The sequence below is a fragment of the Bradyrhizobium sp. CCGB20 genome (genome assembly GCF_024199855.1).
Lineage (GTDB): Bacteria > Pseudomonadota > Alphaproteobacteria > Rhizobiales > Xanthobacteraceae > Bradyrhizobium.
Genome location: NZ_JANADN010000001.1, coordinates 4,495,119 through 4,517,078 on the forward strand (window position 1 = coordinate 4,495,119; position 21,960 = coordinate 4,517,078).

The following is a 21,960-nucleotide window of genomic DNA, read 5'->3' on the forward strand; positions in this document are numbered from 1 at the left end:
CGCTAGTGACGTGTCGCGCGGATTTCGAGCGTCGTCTGGGTGAGCTTGGCCACGAACCCCTCGAAATGCATGACCCGTTGTCTGGTCAATTGTTCATGCAACTCGGCGATCTTCTGGGATTCGGCGACAAACGAGTCGCACACCTGTTTCGCGTACGCCATCTGAAGCTCAAAGGCCTCGACGGGTGAGCGCGCCGTCGCGAGCTTTCCCAGGAAGGTCCAGGCGTGCTCGAGCGACGTCCTCGTGTAGTCGCTATAGGCCTCGGCAATGGCCTGCGTGCTGCTGGCGTGGGAGGGTTCCACCGATGCGACGGGCGCGCTTGCAGTGATCTCCATCCCGGAAGCCTCGCCCGGCAAGGCTGCGGCCGACGGTACCTGCGCACTGATCTCCCGGCTCGTCTCCTGCTCGGTCTGCTGCCTGTTCTCTTGCCTGTTCTCTTGCCTGTTCTCTTGCTCGGTCTGTTGGCTGATCTGTGCCGAGGCATCCGGCACTTGATGGGCTGCAGTCGTGTGTTGCTCGCCGGCCCCGGTCCGTTGCCCGGCCTTCTTCTTCCCGCCGCGCCGGCCGGATTTTCCCGTTGGCTTATGTTCGCCCGCACTCAACATTGCAAATAACTCCTGAATATCGCTGAAGCCGCAAGCCTCCGTCGTGTTTGCGCTGAAATCGCGATTGTGGGTTGTCGCTTGCGTGGCGGCCATGTGGTGAGATTTTGCCGGGCATCGGCAAGGCCATCCGGGCTACGCGCTCGCTAAGGGAACCACCATCCGGATCGCCGTGTCGACCACATAGGGCGGGCATTACGGTGCCAGTGCTCTCAATGGATCGGTCAGCATCAACGGCAAGTTAAGTGCACTGTCACCGTAATCCTGTCTTCGTAATTTGGAGCCGGCAATCAATAGCGGCCGCCGCTGCCCTTTTGCTGCGTGATCCAGTCCGACAATGTTTTCGGTGCCGATTTCGCAGTCCGGTCCGCTGATGCCTTCGCATTGTCGCGGACGCCTTTCGTCGGACGGGTGCGCGGCGCTTCCGTTGCGTTGACGCTCTTGAAGGCAGCCGTCGATGCCTCTGCGGCTTCCTTCTCCAGGCGCAGCTGTTTCAATCGCGCCATCTTGATGCGCTCAGCCTCGACTTCAGGTCCGTCGGACAGCAGGGACTTGTGCTGCGCAAGCTCCGCCGGGACCAGGACACCGATAATGGTTGTCTCGCCGAGCGCCTTGCAGGCTTCGAGCCGATGCAGTCCCTCGACCAGAACGAGGCGGTCTCCGTCGAGCCGAACGGAAATGGGGGCCTGTTGCCCGATGTCCAGAATACTTTCCGCGATCTCTCCGACGATCTCGGGCTTGATAGCCTTCTTCTGCTTCGTAGGAACGAAGATCTTCTCGATCGGGAAGCTTTCCGGTTTGGGCATAACTTACTCCGCTTCTACCGGGCCCGTCGGAACCCATGCCGGTGGTGGGGGGAGTTTAGGGGGGAAGGGCTCGACCGCAAAGGCAATTTCGATGGCACGGTACCGATGGGCATCGAAGCGCAGATCGACAGGACGGAGGGAGTGAATTTGGTGCTGTCACCGTAATCCTAAGGGGGGAAGTTCAGGCGACAAACATCATTCAGTGATGGCGTCTTCGGTCGCCTTCGGTAACATCGAGCGAAGCACCGCGTAGCCTTCCCTGAACGTTCGCTCGCCTGGTGCGAGCGATTTATAACGCGGTGGCGGCTCTGAAGGCAGGGTGAACTGAAAGGGTTTCACGTCAGGCCTCCGACCGTTGTGAAAAGCTTCCCACAGACCTTCATGCACGGAGTGAAGAAATCCGAAAAGCGACTTCATTTCCTCGATATTCGTCTTGGCAAACATCGAGCTGACTTCCGCTATGTCAGCGGTGGCCTTGTGGGCAAACACCTTGTGACGAATGTCACGATATCTGTCTTCGTAAATGCGCCGGCGTACATTAATTTGCTTGCGAAGGCGTTTCACGTCATCAGCTGAGAGTGCGTGTTTGCCGACGACGTATTGAGCAGCCTCCGCGGCCGTGATCTGCGATGCTTCTTTTCGGGTTTGCAAGGCCCTAAGGGAGAAGATCGAAAGATCTCGGGCGACCACACCCATGAGCCTGTCAATGTTATGCTTCGAGTCTTGATCGAAGATCCGTCCCAGCGTCACAAACGTAGCTACCAGCATCGAGTGATGAGCTGTGATCCAGAACAGCGCGTTCTCATTCAACTTGCGGAGAATATCAGGATCGCCCGCCGCAGAGGAGCGTACGGAGAGGTAGGAGAAGAAGAACTGTTGGGCAGATTCCTCCTCCTTACGAAAAATCTCAAGCTCAGTTTCGAACTCCGTCATCCTTATGCCCTCAAGTTTTGGCCTCGGGGCCTTGCGGGTCATAGGGAATGGGCTCTACCGGCATTTCGTATAAATAGGCGGCGATGAAATTGTCTTGTCGTCGTAGTCCTGCGGGATATTCAGGAAGATTGGTTGGGAAGATTATGGGAGGTAACCACGCTTCCTTTAAGCCTTCGAAGTACCAGTCGAAATCTTGAGGCTCCATCTTTTCGCTTATTCCCTTGACTAGGGCGCTCACGAACCGGTGCCACATAAATTCATGAATCACAGCGTGCGAGCCGGTAATGAAGCCGAGGTGCGCTGGTTCGAGTGGAGGAATTGGCGAGTCACCCTGCGCATATAGGTACTTACGCACGCTGTCACAGGTGTCGCCAAAAATGAAGCGCTTGGCGTTGTGACCGATGGCTTGATTGAAAGTCTCTCGGTGTGAGGCGTCGAGATGAACCGAACCGAGTAGGGGAAGCCAGCCACCATCACGAAAAGTAGCAACCAGACGGCTCGTTTTCGGAGTGATGTGCAGGACGTGATTTCTATCGAGGGGTACGTAAATTCCAGCCAGTGGACCGACTGGCATAAAGCCCCAATCGTTCAGCAGCAGCGGTTCGCCTTTTTCGAACGAAACGATTTTCCATTCGGCGACCATGATAGGCGCGAGTAACCGTTGGATTTCCATAACCCGGGCATAATTGGTGTTGTCTGGTCGATCGGCGAAGTGCGGTTCTTCAAAACCCAGTGAATGCAATCGCGCTGGGAAGCGTTCATCGAAGTCCGGACCGCGAACCAGCAAGCAGGTAACGAATGGAACGAGCACGCGAGCCCATTCTAGAGCGGATATCGATCCGTCAATCATTTGCTCGATCCCGATGGCGAGCTTGGCTTCGTAGTCCGCCCAGATATCGTCAATCAATGAGGGATTATGAGAGTTGTCTTGTAGAGTATAGATGTTCTTTAGGATGCCGAGATCGGATGCCGACGCAGTGATACATTTCTGAGAAGTTCGATCACCTTGGGAGAGCTTGCGCGTCCGTCGAGGGATCGCGTCTTCAGCGGAAAACAAAGAAATGTAAGTAGCCGGCAAGTAATGTTGTCTCGACCCAGCCATCGGAAGCTCCCTGTCACTCAACGGCAGCAGCGTGATTGTCTCGAACCATGCTGCTACGGGACAAGCAATAGGTTCCGAAACTCGCTAGCAAGGATCTATCATGGTAGTCTAGTAGCTACTCGCTTTGGTTGTAAACGCGAAAGGGCGGCCGTTCGGCCGCCCTTTGTATCTTTCCGGTCGAGCCCGGGCGTAACGATCGTTGTGACGATCTATCCCCTCACGAACAGCCCGTCGTGGATCCGCAAGTATCGCACTTCATACACGTGCCGTTCCGCACCAGCGTGAAGTTGCCGCACTCGCTGCACATCTCGCCCTCATAGCCCTTGGCCTTGGCTTCCGCGCGGCGCTCGGCCTTGGTGGGCACCAGCGTCTGAGCAGTGCTGCCGGCCTTGCTCCACTGGAGGGCTTCAAGCTTCTCCGTCGGAGAGAGGTCGTGGCTGGCTTCCTGCTTCAGGGCGACGGCGCCTTCGATGGCATCGCCGGCGCGGGCCGAGGTGCCGTGGGAGGCCAGCGCCGTGACCTTGCTGCCGCCGGTCGGGGCACTGTCGTTGCCCGGGGCGATCGCGGCGGAGCCGCCGCGCATCACGACGAGGTTGTCGGTGCGGGAGCGGGTGAGGCCGCGCGAGACCAGCTTGGTCGCGTGCTGGGTCTCGTCCGGCTCCTTGCCTTCCTCGACGCCCTTGCCGAGCGCGTCGAAATTCGACTCGGTCGGATCGACATGGGCGAGATCGAAGCGCGACATGTAGCTCACCGCGAGCTCGCGGAAGACGTAGTCGAGGATCGAGGTCGCGTACTTGATGCTGTCGTTGCCCTGCACGGGGCCCGCCGGCTCGAAGCGGGTGAAGGTGAAGGCGTCGACATATTCGTCGAGCGGCACGCCGTACTGGAGGCCCAGCGACACCGCGATGGCGAAGTTGTTGATGAAGGAGCGGAGCGCCGCGCCTTCCTTGTGCATGTCGATGAAGATCTCGCCGAGACGGCCGTCGTCATATTCACCGGTGCGAAGATAGACCTTGTGGCCGCCGACGACCGCCTTCTGGGTGTAGCCCTTGCGGCGATCCGGCATCTTCTCGCGCTCGCGCATCACGATGATGCGCTCGACCAGCTTCTCGACGATCTTCTCCGAGACCTGGGTCGCACGCGCCGCCATCGGCTTCTCGTAGAGGGCCTCGACCGCATCGTCCTCGTCCTCGTCGTCGCTGATGAGCTGCGAGTTGAGCGGCTGGGAGAGCTTGGAGCCGTCGCGATAGAGCGCGTTGGCCTTCAGCGCGAGCTTCCACGACAGCATGTAGGCGGACTTGCAGTCCTCCACCGTGGCGTCGTTCGGCATGTTGATGGTCTTGGAGATCGCACCCGAGATGAAGGGCTGCGCTGCCGCCATCATGCGGATGTGGCTCTCGACCGACAAATAGCGCTTGCCGATCTTGCCGCAGGGATTGGCGCAGTCGAACACCGAATAGTGCTCGGCCTTGAGGTGCGGGGCACCTTCCACCGTCATCGCGCCGCAGATGTGGACGTTGGCCGCCTCGATCTCGCGCTTGGTGAAGCCGACGGCCTGGAGCAGGTCGAAGCCGGGGGCTGCGATCGCCTCGGCACCGATGCCGAGCTGGTCGCGGATGAAGTCCTCGCCAAAGGTCCACTTGTTGAACGCGAACTTGATGTCGAAGGCGGTCGGCAGGGCCTTTTCGACCTTGGCGATCGCTTCATCGGTAAAGCCCTTGGCCTTCAGCGTCGAGGCGTTGATGCCCGGCGCGTTGGACAGCGAGCCGTGGCCGACTGCGTAGGCTTCGATCTCCGCGATCTCGCTCTCGCGATAGCCGAGCGCGCGCAGCGCGGACGGCACCGCACGGTTGATGATCTTGAAGTAGCCGCCGCCGGCGAGCTTCTTGAACTTCACCAGCGCGAAGTCGGGCTCGATGCCGGTGGTGTCGCAATCCATGACGAGGCCGATCGTGCCGGTCGGCGCGATCACCGTGGTCTGGGCGTTGCGATAGCCGTGCTTCTCGCCGAGCTCGAGCGCCGCATCCCAGGCCGCCTGCGCGTGGCTGACGAGGTCAGCCTGCGGGCAGGAGACGAGGTCCATCGGCACCGGGTTGACGGAGAGCGCCTCGTAGCCGGAGGCCTCGCCATGCGCGGCGCGGCGGTGGTTGCGGATCACGCGCAGCATGTGCGCGGCGTTCTTCTTGTAGCCGGGGAAGGTGCCGAGTTCAGCAGCCATTTCCGCGGAGGTCTTGTAGGTGATGCCGGTCATGACCGCGGTCAGCGCGCCGCAGAGCGCGCGGCCTTCCTTGGAGTCGTAGGAGAGACCCATGGTCATCAGCAGGCCGCCGATATTGGCGTAGCCGAGGCCGAGCGTGCGGAACTCGTAGGAGAGCTCGGCGATCGCGCGCGAGGGGAACTGCGCCATCATGACGGAGATTTCGAGCACGATGGTCCAGAGCTGGCAGAGGTGCTCGTAGCCCGCGACGTCGAACTGCTTGGTGGTGGTGTTGTAGAACGTCAGCAGGTTCGCGGACGCGAGGTTACAGGCCGTGTCGTCCAGGAACATGTATTCCGAGCACGGATTGGACGCGCGGATGTCGCCGGACGCCTTGCAGGTGTGCCAGTCGTTCATGGTGGTGTTGAAGTGCAGGCCCGGGTCGGCCGACGCCCAGGCGGCGTAGCCGATCTTCTCCCAGAGGTCGCGCGCCTTCAGCGTCTTGGTGATCTTCTTGGTGGTGCGGCCCACGAGATTCCAGTCGCCGTCGGTCTCGACGGCGCGGAGGAAATCGTCCTTCAGCGAGACCGAGTTGTTGGAGTTCTGCCCTGATACCGTGAGGTAGGCTTCCGAATCCCAGTCGGTGTCGTAGGTGTCGAACTGGATGTCCTTGTAGCCCTGCTTGGCAAACTGGATGACGCGCTTGATGTAATTGTCAGGCACGAGGCTGCGGCGCGCGAGCTTGATCTCGCGGCGGAGCGCTGGGTTCTTCTCGGGGTCGAAGCAATCGTCGCCCGAACCTTCGCAGTTGACGCAGGCCTTGAGCACCAGCTTGAGGTGCTTCTGGTTGATCTTGGAGCCCGTGACGAGGGCGGCGACCTTCTGCTCCTCCTTCACCTTCCAGTCGATATAGGTCTCGATGTCGGGGTGGTCGGCGTCGACGACGACCATCTTGGCCGCGCGGCGCGTGGTGCCGCCCGACTTGATCGCGCCCGCGGCGCGGTCGCCGATCTTGAGGAAGCTCATCAGGCCGGAGGAGCGGCCGCCGCCGGAGAGCTTTTCGCCTTCGCCGCGCAGGCGCGAGAAGTTCGAGCCGGTGCCGGAGCCGTACTTGAACAGGCGCGCTTCGCGGACCCAGAGGTCCATGATGCCGCCTTCGTTGACGAGGTCGTCACCGACGCCCTGGATGAAGCAGGCGTGCGGCTGCGGGTGCTCGTAGGCCGACTTGGACTTGGTCAGCTTGCCGGTGAAGGGGTCGACGTAATAATGGCCCTGGCCGGGGCCGTCGATGCCATAGGCCCAGTGCAGGCCGGTGTTGAACCATTGCGGCGAGTTCGGCGCGACCATCTGCATGGCGAGCATGTAGCGGAGCTCGTCATAGAAGGCCTGGGCGTCTTCGTCGGTGGAGAAGTAGCCACCCTTCCAGCCCCAATAGGTCCAGCAGCCGGCGAGGCGGTCGAACACCTGCTTGGACGAGAGCTCGCTGACATAGCGCTCCTTCTCGGGCAGGGCGGCGAGCGCGTCGGTGTCGGGCACGGAGCGCCACAGGAAGGAGGGCACGGATTCCTCCTCGACCTTCTTCAGGCGCGCGGCAACGCCGGCTTTGCGGAAATACTTCTGGGCGAGCACGTCGGAGGCGACCTGCGACCACTCGGTCGGGACCTCGACGCCGTCCAGTTTGAACACGACCGAGCCGTCGGGATTCCGGATCTCCGACGTGGTCTGCCGGAATTCGATTCCCGCGTAAGGTGACTGTCCCTGGGTGGTGTGCCGCCGCTCAATCCGCATGGTCTTGCCCCGTCCTATTTTTAGCCGGATCGCCTCCGCTGGGCGCCCGGATCGCTATTTCGTTTCGCGAGTCCCAAAGGCGTTTCCGCCCCTCAGGCTTCGCAGCTCAGCCGGTGGACCCGGCCCTTTTTCTCCCGGCGATGTCAGGTGCGTGCACCTTTCACCGTCCGGCATGTCCACACCCATCCGCCCCCAAGGGGATGTGCGCGACATGCGTTCAACGCCCCACAACGCCACTTCAACCAATTGCCATCCGAACCTGTTGCCGGCCCGTTCTGGCGCCCGAAAAGTCCGCTTCCACAGGGCAGACAAGCCCATATCCCGCGGCCTTTGGCTGGCTTGGCGGAGTGGCGATTTGCGAGGCCCTTTGGGGGAGTGCCGGCGGGACGCAAACTCACTCGCGCCGAACGGACCGAAAGCTAGGACTCTCCGTTGCGCCCGTCAAGAACTAGTGCGAGTTCCTGAATCAAATACTAAATATGGTGGATTGCGGGGGATAACAGGGGGCAAGCCCGCACCTGTTGTTGAGCCAAGTATCAGTGAGTCCTCAGGGATTCCCAACCGAAAAAATTTGCATCCGGTGGTGATGGGGCCCCTTCATCCCGCTGTTCACAGGGCAGGTATATTTTTGGGGACCGGGGTTGCGTGGGCGGGACTCACGTAGGGCTACGGAAGGTGAGGGCAGGCATGCCCGCCGGGGTGGTGGTGGAGGCGGCGAATCCGCGCCAAGCTGACCCCGATTTTGCCGGATTGCCCACATGCTTGATTCGACTCGCCGGGATGCGCGATCGCGCATCGCCCCGGCCGGCCTGATGTTCCTCGCGATCACCTCGATCGGCTGGGGTTTCAACTGGCCGGTGACCAAATTCCTGCTCTCCGAGCTGCCGCCGCTGACCCTGCGCGGGGTGACCGGGGTGCTCGGCGCGGTGCTGCTCGCGGCGCTGGCGCTCGTCCGCCGCCAGAGCCTGCGGGTCGCCCCCGAGATCTGGCCGCGCCTGATCACCGCCGCCGTTCTCAACGTCACCGGCTGGATGGTGCTGATGGGCCTGGCGCTGCTCTGGCTGCCGGCCAGCGAGGCGGCGCTGATCGCCTACACCATGCCGGTCTGGGCCTCGATCATCGCCTGGCCGGTGCTGGGCGAGCGGCCGACGGTGCTGCGCACGCTGGGGCTGGTCATGGCCTTCGTCGGCCTCGCCTCGATCATGGGCGGCAACGGCATCGCCGCCAGCACGGCAAAGCTGCCGGGCATCATCATGGCGCTGTGCGGCGCGCTCGGCTTTGCCGTCGGCACGGTGTTCTCGAAGAAGTACCCGATCCATCTGCCGCCGATCACGGCCGCGGCCTGGCAGATCGGGATCGGCTGCCTGCCGATCTCGATCATCGGCCTCCTGGTCGAGACCACGCATCTGTCGCTGGTGACGCCGGTCGGCTGGTGGCTGCTGGTCTATTCGACCGTGGTGCAGTTCTGCATCGCCTATGTCAGCTGGTTCGCAGCGCTCGCGCGCCTGCCGGCATCCGTGGCCGCGATCGGGACGATGGCGGTGCCTGTCATCGGCGTGGTGGCCTCGGCGATCGCGCTGCACGAGCCGCTCGGCCCGGGTCAGATCGCCGCGCTGATCTTCACGCTGGCCGCGGTGGTGCTGGCGACGCGCTAGGTCCTGACGACGCGAAGCCGCGCACCCCGCAAAGGCGCTATATAAAAACCGACTGGTCGACTTGTTTATATGGCCGCGATCTGGTATCAGCCGGGCGTTCAGGTCCGATCGCGCGCACGTTTTCCGAGGCGAAGGGCATGCTGCGGCTCGGCCCCGACGAGTACCGCGGCGGAGACAACCTCGCAGGAGCCAACTGGACATGGAAGCCGCTGCCGGACTGGATCGCACCGACTATGCGGTGTCGGCCAAGATTCTCATCGTCGAGGATGACCGGGACATCGCGCGCCTGCTGGCTGATCTGTTCACCGAGGCGAGTCTCGTTGCGTCCATCGCCCGATCGGGCGCGGAGATGGATCACTGTCTGCGGCGCGACGACTTCGATCTGATCGTCCTGGATGCGATGTTGCCGGGGGAGGACGGTTTCAGCATCTGCCGGCGGCTGCGGTCGACCGGAACGGTGCCAATCATGATGCTGACGGCGCTCAACGACGACATCGATCGCATCGTTGGCTTGGAGCTCGGTGCCGATGACTACGTCACCAAGCCGTTCAACTCACGCGAGCTCCTGGCGCGCATCAAGAGCCTCCTGCGCAGGGCCTCTTACAGCAGCCGCATCGCCCGGCAGCCCGCCAACATGACCTTCGCGGGCTGGAAGATCGATCCGGTGCGGCGCAAGCTTCACGACCCCGACGGTGTCGAGATCCCCATGACGACGGCGGAGTTCGACATCCTGCTCGCCTTCTGCGCCAACCCAGGTCGGGTGATGAAGCGCGAAGAACTTCTTTCGCTGACGCACGCCGGTTCGGCGGGGCCATTCCTGCGCAGCATCGACGTTCACGTCAGCCGCGTTCGTCAGAAGATCGAACCGAACGCGAGAGAGCCGACGCTGATCAGGACCATCCGCCTCGGTGGCTATCTCTTCACGCCGACCGTTGCGGCCGCTTGATGCTGGAACGCTTCCGGCTCGCGTCGATGCGCGGCCAGATATTCCTTCTCGCCACCCTCCCGATCTTCCTGTTTGCCACCGTCGCGGCGATCAGGGCGCCGCTGAAAGAGATCCGGCACGAACGCTCGGAATGGGCGAGCTTCGTGGCAGGAGAGATCCTGGCCCTCGCCAGCCAGATACAATCGGGCGCTTCCGAGGGAGATGGGTCGACCGTTGCAGGTTCGGGCGGGTATGCCGGACTTGCGGTCGAACTGCGGACGCGCAATCCAGGCGAGGACTTCGATTTCACGTCCCGTCGGCGCGACATGGACAGGCGGGGGAGCCTCGTTGCGAAGCTGCTCGAGCTTGTCGACCTCGACCAGGACGATCACGCTCCGGTCCGCCGCGCCCTGACCGTGCGCATTGCCGACGAACGTTGGGTGGTCTTTTCGCCCGACATTCCGCACTTTTCCTCCAATGCCCGAAAGGTGCTTCAAAGTCTCGGCGCGATAGGTCTTGTCGTCCTGCCTGTGCTGTTCCTGTCTTATTTTCTCAGCTACCGCTTCACCCGGCCCGTGGTGGAATTTGCCGCTGCGGCGCAGCGGATTACTTTGGATGAGGACTCCAGGGAGTCGTTCTCGGCCCGTGGCACGCTGGAGATTCGCAGCCTCGGCGCGTCGCTGAACGCCATGCGCGAGCGGGTCAATCGCATGATCGAGGAACGAACGAGAATTATCTATGGCGTCGGGCACGACCTGCGCACACCGCTCACGCGGCTCCGCATGCGCGCTGAGCGCAGTAACGATCCCGAACTGCGCAGCAAGATGCTGCGCGATGTCGATCGACTCGCCGGAATGATCGACGACATGATGCTGTACCTTAGAAACCTGGGCACGGACACCGTGTCGTTCGCGAAGGTCGATCTCAGCGGTCTGCTGCAGACGATCGCGGCCGACTATGCTGACATGGGCGTCTCGGTGTCGTTCTCGGGGCCGCGCCGGCTCGTCTACATGTGCAAGGTGCGCGGCATGACGCGCGCGATATCCAATCTCATCGACAACGCCTCCCGCTATGCCGACAACATCGAGCTCGTGCTGGCGCCGCGGGACGACGGCGGGATTTTCGTGGAGGTCCGCGACGATGGCCCCGGCCTGTCAGATGAGCTGAAGAGAAAGGTCCTGGAGCCGTTCTTCAAGGTCGATACGGCGCGTACCCATGGCGAGGGCAGTGGCATTGGCCTCGGTCTGCCGATCGCGAGCGGCGTCGCCAGAATTCATGGCGGCATGCTCAGCCTGCTGGACAACGAGCCGCGCGGGCTTTGCGCTCGCGTCGCTCTGCCGCCTGGTCCGAGCGGGCTTGCGTCTCCGGATCCGGCCTCTGCCATGAGGGAGGCCACCTAGCCTTCGCCGGGTTGCGCATGTCCTTTCAGATCGGCACGCGTGTCCGGATCGATCGGCGGGTCGCTAACATCTCTACACATACCGCCATGGCGCGGACAAATTTCGACGAAAAAGCTGCCGCAGCTCCGACCCCAAATGCTGCCATTACATTCTGGTCAGCGCGTCAGTCGAGGCGAAATCATGTACATTACGGAGTCAGCAGTCCCTGAACTCGCGCCGGGACGGCGCTGGTGGCTTTCAATCTTGAGGGCGCTCGGGCATTTCCTTGGGGCAGGACGCGCGCGCTATCAGCGTCCGGTCGACGGCGCGGGCGGCGTCGTGTCGATGGACGATGAGTTTCGCGATCCAAAGCGTGTGTATGCGCTTCTCGCGTCTATAGAATCCGAGCCGCGTGAACAGATTCCTGCTCCGGAAGCGGTCCTGCCGGTCGCCCCTCACTCGCCGCCGGACACCGATTTCGCGGGGCCCGCGGCGCGGGAGAACGCGCGCCTGTCGCTCGTTCCGTCTGCCGCAGTCAAGCCGTACGCGCACATGCCGGCTTTCAAGTATGTTCCAAGCAGGCTCGCCTTCGACATGCCGAGGTCTCGCAGGCTTCGTTTTCGTTTCCGTCTCCTGGACGCTTTGCTCCTGCTTGCGATCGTCGGCGGCTTGTCCGTGTCGCGCGGAGAGCCGGCGGTGTCCAGCCCCGATGTGGCGGCGATCAGTCAGGACGTTCGCCTCGATTCAGCTGGTGGCGCTGAAGCAGATTCTACGGCGCAACCGGGCGCGATAGCCGTATCCGCGGAACGCGATAAGCCGGTCGACGAAAGCGCGACCATTCCCAATACGCGCGCGCCCGAACCCGAGACCGGTGCTTCGGAGGCGCGTGATATCCTGAAGACTCCGGCGACGGAGCCGAAGGCCGAGAAGGCAGAGCCGGCGCGTGCGATCTCAAGCCGGGACGTCGATGGCAACAGGACGCCGGAGCGGAGCGCGGGCGTATCGGCTGAACAGAAAAAGGAGCCAAAGGCCAAAGTCGAACCCGCCGCGCGCCAGAGGTTGGCACACTTCGTTCCCACGACATCGGCCGAGAAGCCCAAGGCGCTCGGCCAGCTGCGGGGCGACGTCGACTATCGGAATTGGAGGTCGAGTGCGGCCGACGCAACTCCTTCCTGGGTTGGCCCCCCGCCGGTGATCTATGGCCCGGCGCTGGGTCCGAATGTCACCGCCGTCGAGGCGGCCAACGCGGCCAAGCGACAGGACAGGCTGTCGTACGCCAAGCCCGGGGTCATTGAGCGCGTGATGGATGCGCCTGGCGCGGTGCTGAGCGGCGGCCGGCAGGCCTTGTACAGCATCCTCGATGCGGTTTGGTGACCAGGTCATTGTCCGAGCCGGGCGATCTGCCTCAGGCGTCCGGCTCGCGGTCGTCCTATCCACGCTGTTTAACTCGATAGTGCCATGTTGTTGCGTAGCTGCTTTGTATCCGCGACCGGTAACGGCGCCTTGGCGCAAGGGCGGGCCGGTCATCTGTCCGCCGCGCTCGGCATGCGCGGTATTGTTCGTCTTGCAGTGCTGCCGGTTGTCATCGGACTCGGGCTCGGAGGTTGCGCGACGACCCCGGGGGGCGCTGCGGGCGTTCGCAATCCGCTCGATGCACAAGCATCCCTCGCCGAAGGTGGAAAAGCGACCGACAAGAACGGTTACCTTGCAGTCCACGACATGCCGCCGGCGCGCAAGGCGCCGCTCATGGACGTCGCCGAGCAGCAGCGGATCAGGGCCGCGCTGATCGCTGCGCGGGGACGGCAGACACCCGGGCCAACGAAGACCTCCGCAGCGGGCGCCGTCGGTTCACAATAGCGCATGAACTCGATCGGCGACGCGCTAGCTCGCCGCCATCCCGCCGCCGTTCAGCGCTTTCCTGATCATCTCGGCGAGCTGGTTGCGGCGGTAGGGTTTTGTCAGCAGCAGCACGCCGTCGTCGAGCTTGCCGTGGTGGACGATGGCGTTGTCGGTGTAGCCGGAGGTGTAGAGCACCCTCACGCCCGGCCGCAGCCTGGCGACCTCTTCGGCGAGCTCGCGCCCGCTCATGCCGCCGGGAATGACGACGTCGGTGAAGAGGAGATCAAAGCCCTGGCCGGCCTCGATCAATTGCAGCGCGGCGCGGCTGTCGGGCGCGGCGACCGTGTTGTAGCCGAGGCTCTGAAGCTGCGCGGTGACGAAGTTGCGCACCAGCGCATCGTCCTCGACCACGAAAATCGTCTCGGCACCGCCTTCGGCCTGGGGTATCGCGGGAGCGGCGACTTCCGTCATGCCTTCACCCGGCGGCAGATAGAGCTTGATCGTGGTGCCGTGGCCTTCCTCGCTGTAGATCTTGATGTGGCCGCCGGACTGCTTGACGAAGCCGTAGACCATGGAGAGGCCGAGGCCACTTCCCTTGCCGACCTCCTTGGTGGTGAAGAACGGCTCGAAGGCCTTCTGCTGGATATCCGTCGTCATGCCGGTGCCGGTGTCGCTCACCGCCAGCATCACGTAAGGGCCGGGCTGCACCTCGGCGTTGGCCTGCGCATAGGCCTCGTCCAGCACGACGTGGTGGGTCTCTAGCAGCAGCTTGCCGCCGTTCGGCATGGCGTCGCGGGCGTTGATCGCCATGTTGAGCACGGCATTGGTGAGGCGGGACGGATCGATGTGCGCCGTCATCGGTCCCTGTTCCAGCACGGTCTCGATCTGGATCTGCTCGCCGAGGGTGGGGCGCAGCAGTTTCGCGATATCGGCGATCGCGCCGTTGATCTCGACATTGCGCGGCTGCAGCGGCTGCCTGCGCGCAAAGGCGAGCAGATGCTGGATCAGTTCGGCGCAGCGCTCGGCGGCATCGTCGATCAGCCGCGCCACGCGCTGGAGCTCGGGCTGCTGTTTCAGGCTCGCCACCAGCGTCTCCGTATTGCCGGAGATCACCGTCAGCATGTTGTTGAAGTCGTGCGCTACGCCGCCCGTCAGCTTGCCGATCGCATCCAGCTTCTGCGACTGGTGCAACTGCCGCTCGGTCTCGCGCGAAGTGGTCGCATCGTGATAGACCAGCACGGCGCCGGAGACGCCGCCGTGCCCGTCGCGCATCGGCCGGCCGCTGATCATCAGATGGCGGGGCTGGTTGCCGCTGTGCGGGCGGACGATCATCTCCAGATTCTCGAACTGCTCGCCACGCAGCACGCGCACCGAGGGTAGCTCGTCGGACCGGAGCGGCGTGACGCCGTCGCCGTGAAACACGTCGGACAGCGCGCGCAGATTGCGCAGGCTCATGCCGGCGCGATGCAGCAAGATGCGCTCCGCGGCCGGATTGGACAGAAGCACGGTGCTTTCGGCGTCGATGACCAGCACGGCCTCGGCCATGCTGTGGAACGTGCTCTGGAGCACGTTGACCGACAGGCGCAGCTCGTCATGCGCGTTGACGAGATGCTCGGTGCGCTCGGCGACCGCCGCCTCGAGCTGCTCCTTCGCCGCCGTGGTCTCCAGCAATGTGCTCTTCAGCGCGACCGTGGTGCGCTGGCTCTCGCGCAGCAGCATGGTGACCAGCAGCAGGATCACCAGCGCGCCGATCACGTCGATGCCGAGCAGGACGATGCCGGAGCGGCGGGAATCCTGGGAGCGCGCGGCGAGCAATCGCTCTTCCTCGGCGCTCAGATGATCGAGATTGCCCATCACCGTGTCCATGAGGCCGCGGCCTTCGGCCTTGCCCTGGAGCGCGGCGATGCCGGCCTCGTCGTTCGCTGCGCGCAGGCGCATCACTTCCGCGGCGATCTCGATCCGGCGCAGCGCCAGCGGCTCGGTGCCCTCCAGCAGCGCGACCTGATCGGGATTGTCGCGCACGGCGCGCTTGAGGTCGGCGAGTGCCGGCGCGATCTGGGCGTGCGCAGCCTGGAACTCGTCGCTGAAGCCCGGACTGCGATAGATCTCGTAGCCGCGCGCAGCGCTCTCGGCGCGGCGCATCAGCACGCGCAGATCGGAGATCTTCTTCAGCACCTGGACGGTTTGATTGACCCAGGCTGCGTCCGACCGCGACTTGACGTCGAGTCCGATCGAAGCGGCGGTGATGATCAGGAGGATGGCAAGTCCAGCACCGAGAATGACGCGCTGCGTTGGGATCAAGGTGCTTCTTTCTTGTCCTTCGGCTGCGCGGCCTCGCCGAGGCATTCCCGGATCGTGGTCAGGAGCGCGTCCGGCGTGAACGGCTTGCGCAGGCAGCGCGCCGCCCCGAGCTCCAGCGCCATGCGAAGGAAATCGGGGGAGGGCGAGGCAGACGAGGCGAAGGCGTAGCCCGACATTGCGATCAGGGGGATCGCCGGCGCGCGCTCGTGAAAGATGCGGATGGATTCAAAGCCGCGCATGTGCGGCATGAAGATGTCGACCAGCATCACGTCGAACGTCTGCGCTTCGAGCGCAGCGAGCCCCGTTTCTCCGCCGTCGGCCATCGTGACATCGAAGCCCTGACGCTGGAGGAGGACCTCGATGGTCGCGCCGACCATCGGATCGTCATCTACCACGAGGATACGCGGCATGACATTTCCCAGTAGGTCGAAGTCCCAACATCCATCGGTGATATAGGCGAATCGCGTGACGGGTCAATTTGGGATTGGATCATTGTAGATATGCACGGTGCGGTGATTAGAGGTCCATTCGCGCTCAGATGTTGAGATGCTCGCACACGATGTGCGCCCTGCGCTCGAAACAGGCGATGAGCGCGCCACAAACGAAAGAGGCGCCGCACCGATGCGACGCCTCTTCCTTCAAGCGTTGTCGATCTTCTTACGGGCAGGGATGACGCTGGCCGTCATAGCCAAGATACGTGCCCGAGGCCGGATCGTAGGACCGGTAGCGCTGCGCGCAATAAGCCGAGGAGTCGCCACCGCCGTCCGGCACCACCGCGACCGAGGGCTCGTCATAATAGCCGTCGTCGCCATAGTAGTAGGGGTCGTTGTAATATCCGCCACCGTAGTAGGCGTAGGAACCGAGGCCGCCGATTGCAGCGCCGGCCGCGAAGCCGGGCCAGAAGCCGCCACGACGATGCCAGCCGCCGCCGTGCCAGCGGCCGCCGCCGCCTTGCCAGTTGCCGCCGGCGGCTGCGAAGCGACCGCCACCACCGCTAAATGTGGTTCCTGCGCTGGGGCGCATGGGTAAGCCGGCCGCTGCGGCAGGGCGCATGGCTACGCCGGCCGCTGCGCTGGGACGCATGGCCGCGCCGGCCGCGAAAGCCCCGCCGCCGCCACCGATCCGCGCGCCGCCAAAATTGCCGCCGCCCATGCGGGCGCCGCCGCCACCAAAATGGGCGCCGCCGCCACCACCGCCAAAATGAGCACCGCCGCCACCGCCGTGGCCACCACGGCCCTGGGCGAAGCTGGGCGTCGCGAGCGGAAGAACCAATGCCACGGCTGCCGCGGCGCCTAAAACCTTCAGACTGATCATGTTCAAACTCCTTTCCCGGAAGCAAACCTCTCGAAAGGGCTGCGGTTCCAGGGTTCACGCCGGTGTGCGCTTGGGGCGCAGATTTCCATGCGGCCGCTGTACCCGGCATGAACGGATCGCGTCCGATCTACGGCAGTGGTGACGCCAGGGCACCACATTTGCGTGGGGCACGGCCGCCCCCGCCGAACTGGACATTTCGTCGTCCGGATGGCATCAGGGCCTCACGAAGCAGGGCCCTAGCCGCATGAAACAGTTCTTCCTCAAGTTCTTCACCTGGTGGAGTGGCCAGACCTTTGGCACCCAACTCTGGACCAAGCGGTACGGAGAGCTGGTCGGCCAGGACGAGCAGGGCAATCTCTATTATCGCACCCGCGGCGGGGCGATCGATCCGACGCTCGGATTCGAGCGGCGCTGGGTCATTTATAACGGCTATGCCGAAGCAAGCCGCATCCCGCCGTCCTGGCACGGCTGGATCCATCACGTCGTCGACACCCCGCCTACCGAAGCCAATTACCAGCCGCGCGAGTGGGAAAAGCCGCACCAGCCGAATCTCACTGGCACGGCCAATGCCTACCGTCCCTCGGGCTCGACGCTCGCGAGCGGCCGGCGGCCGAAGGCGACCGGCGACTACCAGCCCTGGACGCCTGGCTAGGCTTCCGATCTTCGTCCGAATCCTTGTCATGGGGTAGATGCACCAGCATTCGCCCGGCCTTGCTGTGGACAACGGGAACAGCGGGGACGGCGCCTGCGCGGGCGTTGCAGCCACGCGAGCGATGCGGCTCAATGGTCCCATCTTACGGAGATGGGAGACCATCGCGTTCGGTTCGGGCAACAGTTCGCGACTGCCCCGAGATGCAGCGGCCGCCGACCAGGACTCGATCGGGAGATAGGCCCCCGGTCTGGAAGTCCGAAATCGCCCGATGAAATGTGCAGCCGCCGTAAGACAGGAAGGGCCGCTCGGGAAACCGGGCGGCCTTTTTCTTTGATCTGTTGCGCTGCTTTGGGCTCGCTTTCTCAGGGATGGAGATGGAGCGGCGGTGAGTTGCCGACCGGCATCATCTCATAGGGCGGCTTCCAGCCCGGTAGCTCGGCGACACGCTGGCGCCAGGAATCGATGGCCGGGAAAGCCGTGGCAAGATCGAGACCCGTCTCCTCGGTCGGATAGTACAAATAGCCCAACAGCGAGAAATCGACGATCGTCGGCCGGCTGCCCAGCATGAAGCGGCGGTCGGAGAGGTGTCTGTCGACGATCGAGAACGCGCTTTCGGTCCGCGCTCGCAAGTAGGCGAGCACGGAGGGATGACAGGGCTCCGGCATGAAGCAGCGCTGAAACCGGTGCTGCGCAAAGCTCGACGTGAATTTGTGGTTGTCGAACAGCAGCCAGCGCGTCGCCTCGAATGTCTCCTCGCGCGTTGGGCCGAACACGCCGTGGGTCTCGGTGAGCCACATCAGGATCGCACCCGATTGGCTCATATGCCGGCCATCGACCTCGAGGACGGGGACTTCGCCCATGACGTTGGTCGTCGCGCGCCAGTCGGCGGTGCGGACCTCACCGCCGGCGAAGTCGACGCCGACCGGCTCCCAGTCGAGGCCGGCGCAGTTGAGGAAGAGCGCGACCTTGAACGAATTGCCCGAAGCTCCGACGCAGTGCAGCCGGTATCGCGCCATTGGTCAGGTCCTCCCGTGCGCAGGCGACCGGCAAGCATCCGTGGCTGTCAGCCGCGATCCGGATTGTCGCGACAGGCTGCTGACAGCGTCGTGTCAGCAGGGCAGCGTTGAAGGATTGCTGCGTCCGGGACACGAGAGCGAAGTCACATCACCCGCTCGGCGGCCCGCTTCACGGCTTCCAGCCGCCGCGCCTGGTTTTGCGCGCCGCGCTCCCGGAGCAGAGCCAGTACCTCGGCGGGCGCGGTGTCGGGCGAGCCGGAGTTGAACGGCGGGGCAGGGTTGTATTCCATCTGGAGCTGGATCGCCTCCGCGGTGGTGCGATCGACCATGATCGACACCAGCGTCAGAGCGAAATCGATCCCGGCCGTGACGCCGCCGCCCGTGATGCGATTGCGGTCGACGCAGACGCGCGTCTTGGTCGGCGTCGCGCCGAACTGGCCGAGCATCTCCATCGCGCTCCAATGGGTGGCGGCGCGATAGCCCTTCAACAGACCGGCAGCGCCGAGCGCCAGCGACCCCGTGCAGACCGAGGTAACGTACTTTGCGCCTTCGGCCTGCTTGCGCAGGAAATCCAGCACCTCCTCGTCGTTGAGCAAATCGTTGGTGCCGCCGCCGCCGGGCACGCAGATCACGTCGAGCTGCGGGCAGTCCGCAAAGGTGGTGGTGGGCGTCAGTGTCATCACGGAGTCGCTCGGCACCGGCTCGATCCGCTTCCAGATCAGATGCAGCTTTGCGCCGGGAAGCATGGCGAAAACCTGCAAGGGGCCGGTGAAGTCGAGCTGGGTGACGCGCGGAAATACCAAAAGACCGATCTGGAGCGGCGACGACTTGGGCAGATCGTTCATGGGCAGGTCCTCCAAAGATGAGCTTGACGAACGCAGCCTCTCATGATGCCCTTCCGTCCAAAATGGCGTATTTCCCTCACTTTCGGACATAACCATGATCGGCATCCTGATCTTCCCCGATTTCCAGTTGCTCGATGCGGCGGGCCCGATCTCGGTGTTCGAGATCGCGGCGCGCGCCACCGGCAAGACGCCGGCGATCCGCGTGCTGGCACTGAACGCGGGGCCCGTGCGCAGCTCGTCCGGCGTGGAGATGATGGCACGCGACTTCAAGTCGGCGAATGCGATCACAACGCTCGTCATTGCCGGCGGCGCGGGCGTGACGGCTGCCGCGCGTTGCGAGGTCACGCGCGCCTTCGTGCAGCGGCTGGCGAAGCGCGGCGTGCGGGTCGCGAGCGTCTGCTCGGGCGCCTATGTGCTGGCCGAGGCGGGGCTGCTCGACGGGCGTCGCGCCACCACGCATTGGGGCCGGACGCGGGATTTCGTCGCGCGCTATCCCAAGGTGAAGTTCGAGCCGGACCAGATCTTCACGCATGACGGCAATGTGTGGACGTCGGCGGGCATCACCGCAGGCATCGATCTCGCGCTCGCGATGGTGACCGAGGACCATGGCGAGGAAATCGCGCAACAGGCCGCGCGGCAGCTCGTGCTGTATCATCGCCGCAGCGGCGGCCAGTCGCAGTTCTCGTCGCTGCTGGAATTGAAGGCGCCGAACGGCCGGTTCGGCGCGCTATTGTCCTGGGCGCGCGAAAATCTCGACGCCCGGTTGAGCGTGGAAGATCTCGCCGATCGTGCCGGCATGAGCGCACGGCATTTTGCCCGCGCCTTTGCCGCGGAGACCGGCACGACACCGTCGAAGGCCATCGAGCGCCTGCGGATCGAGGTCGCGCGCGAGCGCGTGCAGTCCTCGCGCGAGGCGATCGAGCTCGTCGCGGAGGCGACCGGATTTGGCGATCCTGAGAGAATGCGGCGCGCCTTCATCCGCGCCTTCGGCCAGCCGCCGCAGGCGCTGCGGCGTGCGGCCCGGGCGGGATGACCAGGCTCGCGTTGGCGAATGTCCGCTTGACCCAGGCCTACCTAAGTATGGCCACGCCATACCTGCGCGCGATGGCGCCGATCAGGTGCTGGTGTTACCGATATATCCAGCGTGAAAAGCAGCGGAACCGGCCCTGCGAGCCGGCAGTTGCGGGACAAGGCCGGAGGCGTAGCGCCCGGCGGCGCTTCTCCCGATCCAGCGGCGCTTTACCGCTCAGCGGATGCTTACTGCCACGGTTGATGCAGAGAGTACGCCATGAGAAACATCGCCGATCTCCTGATGCGGTTCTGGCAGGGAGGCCAGCCGGCATCCGATACTCAGGTTGCGGCTATGCCGGAAAACCTGGATCGATCCAGCATGGCTGATTTTGTCCGGATCCTGCAGGCCTACGATCAGGCGCAGTCGTAGGCACGGGCGAGATCGCGCGTCCGCTCTATCCTCGACAGCGGACATTCCGGACTCATGAGTACATGGCTTAGGTGATGCTGTTTGCAGCCGCCGCGCTGGACGTATCCGCGCGCGCTGTCAGGCGCCGTGCGATCGGCGTCAGCATGTACGGCGCAAGGTGGATCGGAAACTGCGTCATCGCGAAATAGAGCCAAGTGGCGGGCGGCAGTGCGCCGGCGGTCGCCGCCAGCATCAGGCCCAGATTGCGCTGTGACACCATCAGCCCGAGCGCCAGCGCGCGCTCATAGCCGATGCGGCGGAACAGCAGCGTGGTGACCGCGAGCAGCGTGAAATAGATCGCGAAGGACAGAGCCGCGAAGCCGATCGTGAACACCGGCTGCGCGATGAGGTCACTGACGACATCGCCCATGATCGCGGCCGCGAAGATCAGGAGGATGATGATGTTGAAGCCGTCGATCGGCTGCTTGTGGCGCTGGATCGCAGCCGCGCCGAACACCCATCGGATGAAGGTTGCTGCCAGCAGCGATGCCGCGAGGATGCCGAGCAGCTTCAGGCCGAGCGTCGCCGGCGTGACGCTGAGCATGCCGTCAAGGAAGAGGCTTGCGAACAGCGAGGCCGTGAACGGCACCAGCGCGGTCGAGGTCACCAGCGTGACCAGCACGAGCGTGGCATCGAGGCCCATCAGCGCGGCAAGCGCCGGAGAAGCCATCATCGGCGAGGCCATGCTCTGGAGCATCAAGGCCAGGGACAGGCCGGGCGAACGCGCGGTGAGCCCGGTTGCATGGACGATCAGTCCGATGATCAGCGGCACGCCGATCGTGGTCCAGGCGGTTGCGGTCGCGACCAGCGCCGGCCGGCGCAAATGGCCGTACAGCGCAGCCAGATCGACCCGCATGAAGGAGATGCAGAGCAGAACGAAGATCGCTTCGGTGACGTAGGGCCGCAGCAGCGCCCCGAGCGGCGGCACTGCGGCTGCGATGAACACGACGGCGGCCACCGCGCGCGTGCCCTGGCTGCCGAGCCATGTCAGTGCGCGCAGGGGGAGGGCGAAGAGGTCTTGAAGAACGGATGGCATCTCAGTCGTCAGTCGTAGCCCGGATGAGCGAAGCGATATCCGGGACAAATATTTCGACAGGTGGGAGCGGACCCGGATGTCGCCGCGCTC

Annotated in this window: 19 protein-coding genes; 8 read left to right on the forward strand and 11 right to left on the reverse strand. The window is 63.9% G+C overall.

The annotated features are described in order from the left end of the window. Positions 1 to 2: 2 nt before the first annotated feature. The 5 genes from NLM15_RS20775 to NLM15_RS20795 all read right to left on the reverse strand — a co-directional run bounded on the left by NLM15_RS20775 (position 3) and on the right by NLM15_RS20795 (position 7,428). Positions 3 to 698, reverse strand: coding sequence for a phasin family protein (locus NLM15_RS20775; RefSeq protein ID WP_254118935.1), 696 nt, complete (start codon positions 696 to 698; stop codon positions 3 to 5). Between the two features lie 194 nt (positions 699 to 892). Next, positions 893 to 1,408, reverse strand: coding sequence for a ParB N-terminal domain-containing protein (locus tag NLM15_RS20780; RefSeq protein WP_254118937.1), 516 nt, complete (start codon positions 1,406 to 1,408; stop codon positions 893 to 895). A gap of 195 nt (positions 1,409 to 1,603) precedes the next feature. Continuing rightward, on the reverse strand, positions 1,604 to 2,341 hold the full coding sequence (locus tag NLM15_RS20785; RefSeq protein WP_254118939.1) for a hypothetical protein: 738 nt from the start codon (positions 2,339 to 2,341) through the stop codon (positions 1,604 to 1,606). Positions 2,342 to 2,351: 10 nt separating this feature from the next. Next, on the reverse strand, positions 2,352 to 3,443 hold the full coding sequence (locus NLM15_RS20790) for a DUF4238 domain-containing protein (RefSeq protein ID WP_254118941.1): 1,092 nt from the start codon (positions 3,441 to 3,443) through the stop codon (positions 2,352 to 2,354). 217 nt (positions 3,444 to 3,660) lie between these two features. Then, positions 3,661 to 7,428 carry a vitamin B12-dependent ribonucleotide reductase gene (locus NLM15_RS20795; RefSeq protein WP_254118943.1) on the reverse strand — a complete coding sequence of 1,256 codons (3,768 nt, stop codon included), beginning with the start codon at positions 7,426 to 7,428 and terminating at the stop codon, positions 3,661 to 3,663. 758 nt (positions 7,429 to 8,186) lie between these two features. On the opposite strand from NLM15_RS20795, the gene NLM15_RS20800 reads away from it, so the two are divergent. From NLM15_RS20800 to NLM15_RS20820, 5 genes are all read left to right on the forward strand, one after another. Next, entirely contained in the window at positions 8,187 to 9,083 is an 897-nt protein-coding gene (locus NLM15_RS20800) for a DMT family transporter (protein WP_254118945.1), read from the forward strand. Between the two features lie 199 nt (positions 9,084 to 9,282). Then, positions 9,283 to 10,029, forward strand: coding sequence for a response regulator (locus tag NLM15_RS20805; protein WP_254118947.1), 747 nt, complete (start codon positions 9,283 to 9,285; stop codon positions 10,027 to 10,029). Further along, the gene (locus NLM15_RS20810; RefSeq protein ID WP_254118949.1) at positions 10,029 to 11,408 is read left to right on the forward strand and encodes a HAMP domain-containing sensor histidine kinase; all 1,380 of its coding nucleotides are present in this window, start codon (positions 10,029 to 10,031) and stop codon (positions 11,406 to 11,408) included. Before NLM15_RS20805 ends, NLM15_RS20810 begins: the two co-directional genes overlap by 1 nt. A 180-nt stretch (positions 11,409 to 11,588) precedes the next feature. Then, positions 11,589 to 12,761: a hypothetical protein gene (locus NLM15_RS20815; protein WP_254118950.1), complete on the forward strand. Its 1,173-nt coding sequence runs from the start codon at positions 11,589 to 11,591 to the stop codon at positions 12,759 to 12,761. 84 nt (positions 12,762 to 12,845) lie between these two features. Beyond that, positions 12,846 to 13,244, forward strand: a complete 399-nt coding sequence (locus tag NLM15_RS20820; RefSeq protein WP_254118952.1) for a hypothetical protein — start codon at positions 12,846 to 12,848, stop codon at positions 13,242 to 13,244. A gap of 24 nt (positions 13,245 to 13,268) precedes the next feature. On the opposite strand, the gene NLM15_RS20825 is transcribed toward NLM15_RS20820, so the two are convergent. The 3 genes from NLM15_RS20825 to NLM15_RS20835 form a co-directional block, all read right to left on the reverse strand. After that, positions 13,269 to 15,527, reverse strand: a complete 2,259-nt coding sequence (locus NLM15_RS20825; protein ID WP_254118953.1) for a CHASE3 domain-containing protein — start codon at positions 15,525 to 15,527, stop codon at positions 13,269 to 13,271. After that, positions 15,524 to 15,937, reverse strand: a complete 414-nt coding sequence (locus NLM15_RS20830; protein ID WP_254118955.1) for a response regulator — start codon at positions 15,935 to 15,937, stop codon at positions 15,524 to 15,526. Before NLM15_RS20830 ends, NLM15_RS20825 begins: the two co-directional genes overlap by 4 nt. 247 nt (positions 15,938 to 16,184) lie before the next feature. Beyond that, on the reverse strand, positions 16,185 to 16,841 hold the full coding sequence (locus NLM15_RS20835) for a BA14K family protein (protein ID WP_254118957.1): 657 nt from the start codon (positions 16,839 to 16,841) through the stop codon (positions 16,185 to 16,187). 244 nt (positions 16,842 to 17,085) lie between these two features. Here NLM15_RS20835 and NLM15_RS20840 point away from each other — a divergent pair, with 244 nt between their 5' ends. Next, a complete protein-coding gene (locus NLM15_RS20840) occupies positions 17,086 to 17,493 on the forward strand; it encodes an NADH:ubiquinone oxidoreductase subunit NDUFA12 (RefSeq protein WP_254118959.1) in 408 nt (135 codons plus the stop codon). A gap of 362 nt (positions 17,494 to 17,855) precedes the next feature. Here NLM15_RS20840 and NLM15_RS20845 read toward each other — a convergent pair whose 3' ends face one another. Both NLM15_RS20845 and NLM15_RS20850 read right to left on the reverse strand, forming a co-directional pair. Beyond that, the gene (locus NLM15_RS20845; RefSeq protein WP_254118961.1) at positions 17,856 to 18,509 is read right to left on the reverse strand and encodes a glutathione S-transferase family protein; all 654 of its coding nucleotides are present in this window, start codon (positions 18,507 to 18,509) and stop codon (positions 17,856 to 17,858) included. A 143-nt stretch (positions 18,510 to 18,652) separates the two neighbouring features. Then, positions 18,653 to 19,354 carry a DJ-1/PfpI family protein gene (locus NLM15_RS20850; RefSeq protein ID WP_254118963.1) on the reverse strand — a complete coding sequence of 234 codons (702 nt, stop codon included), beginning with the start codon at positions 19,352 to 19,354 and terminating at the stop codon, positions 18,653 to 18,655. Between the two features lie 94 nt (positions 19,355 to 19,448). On the opposite strand from NLM15_RS20850, the gene NLM15_RS20855 reads away from it, so the two are divergent. Next, entirely contained in the window at positions 19,449 to 20,387 is a 939-nt protein-coding gene (locus tag NLM15_RS20855) for a GlxA family transcriptional regulator (RefSeq protein ID WP_254118965.1), read from the forward strand. Between the two features lie 255 nt (positions 20,388 to 20,642). Continuing rightward, positions 20,643 to 20,795 carry a hypothetical protein gene (locus NLM15_RS20860; protein ID WP_254118967.1) on the forward strand — a complete coding sequence of 51 codons (153 nt, stop codon included), beginning with the start codon at positions 20,643 to 20,645 and terminating at the stop codon, positions 20,793 to 20,795. A gap of 67 nt (positions 20,796 to 20,862) precedes the next feature. Here NLM15_RS20860 and NLM15_RS20865 read toward each other — a convergent pair whose 3' ends face one another. Beyond that, the gene (locus tag NLM15_RS20865) at positions 20,863 to 21,870 is read right to left on the reverse strand and encodes a Na+-dependent transporter (protein ID WP_254118969.1); all 1,008 of its coding nucleotides are present in this window, start codon (positions 21,868 to 21,870) and stop codon (positions 20,863 to 20,865) included. Positions 21,871 to 21,960 lie beyond the last annotated feature (90 nt).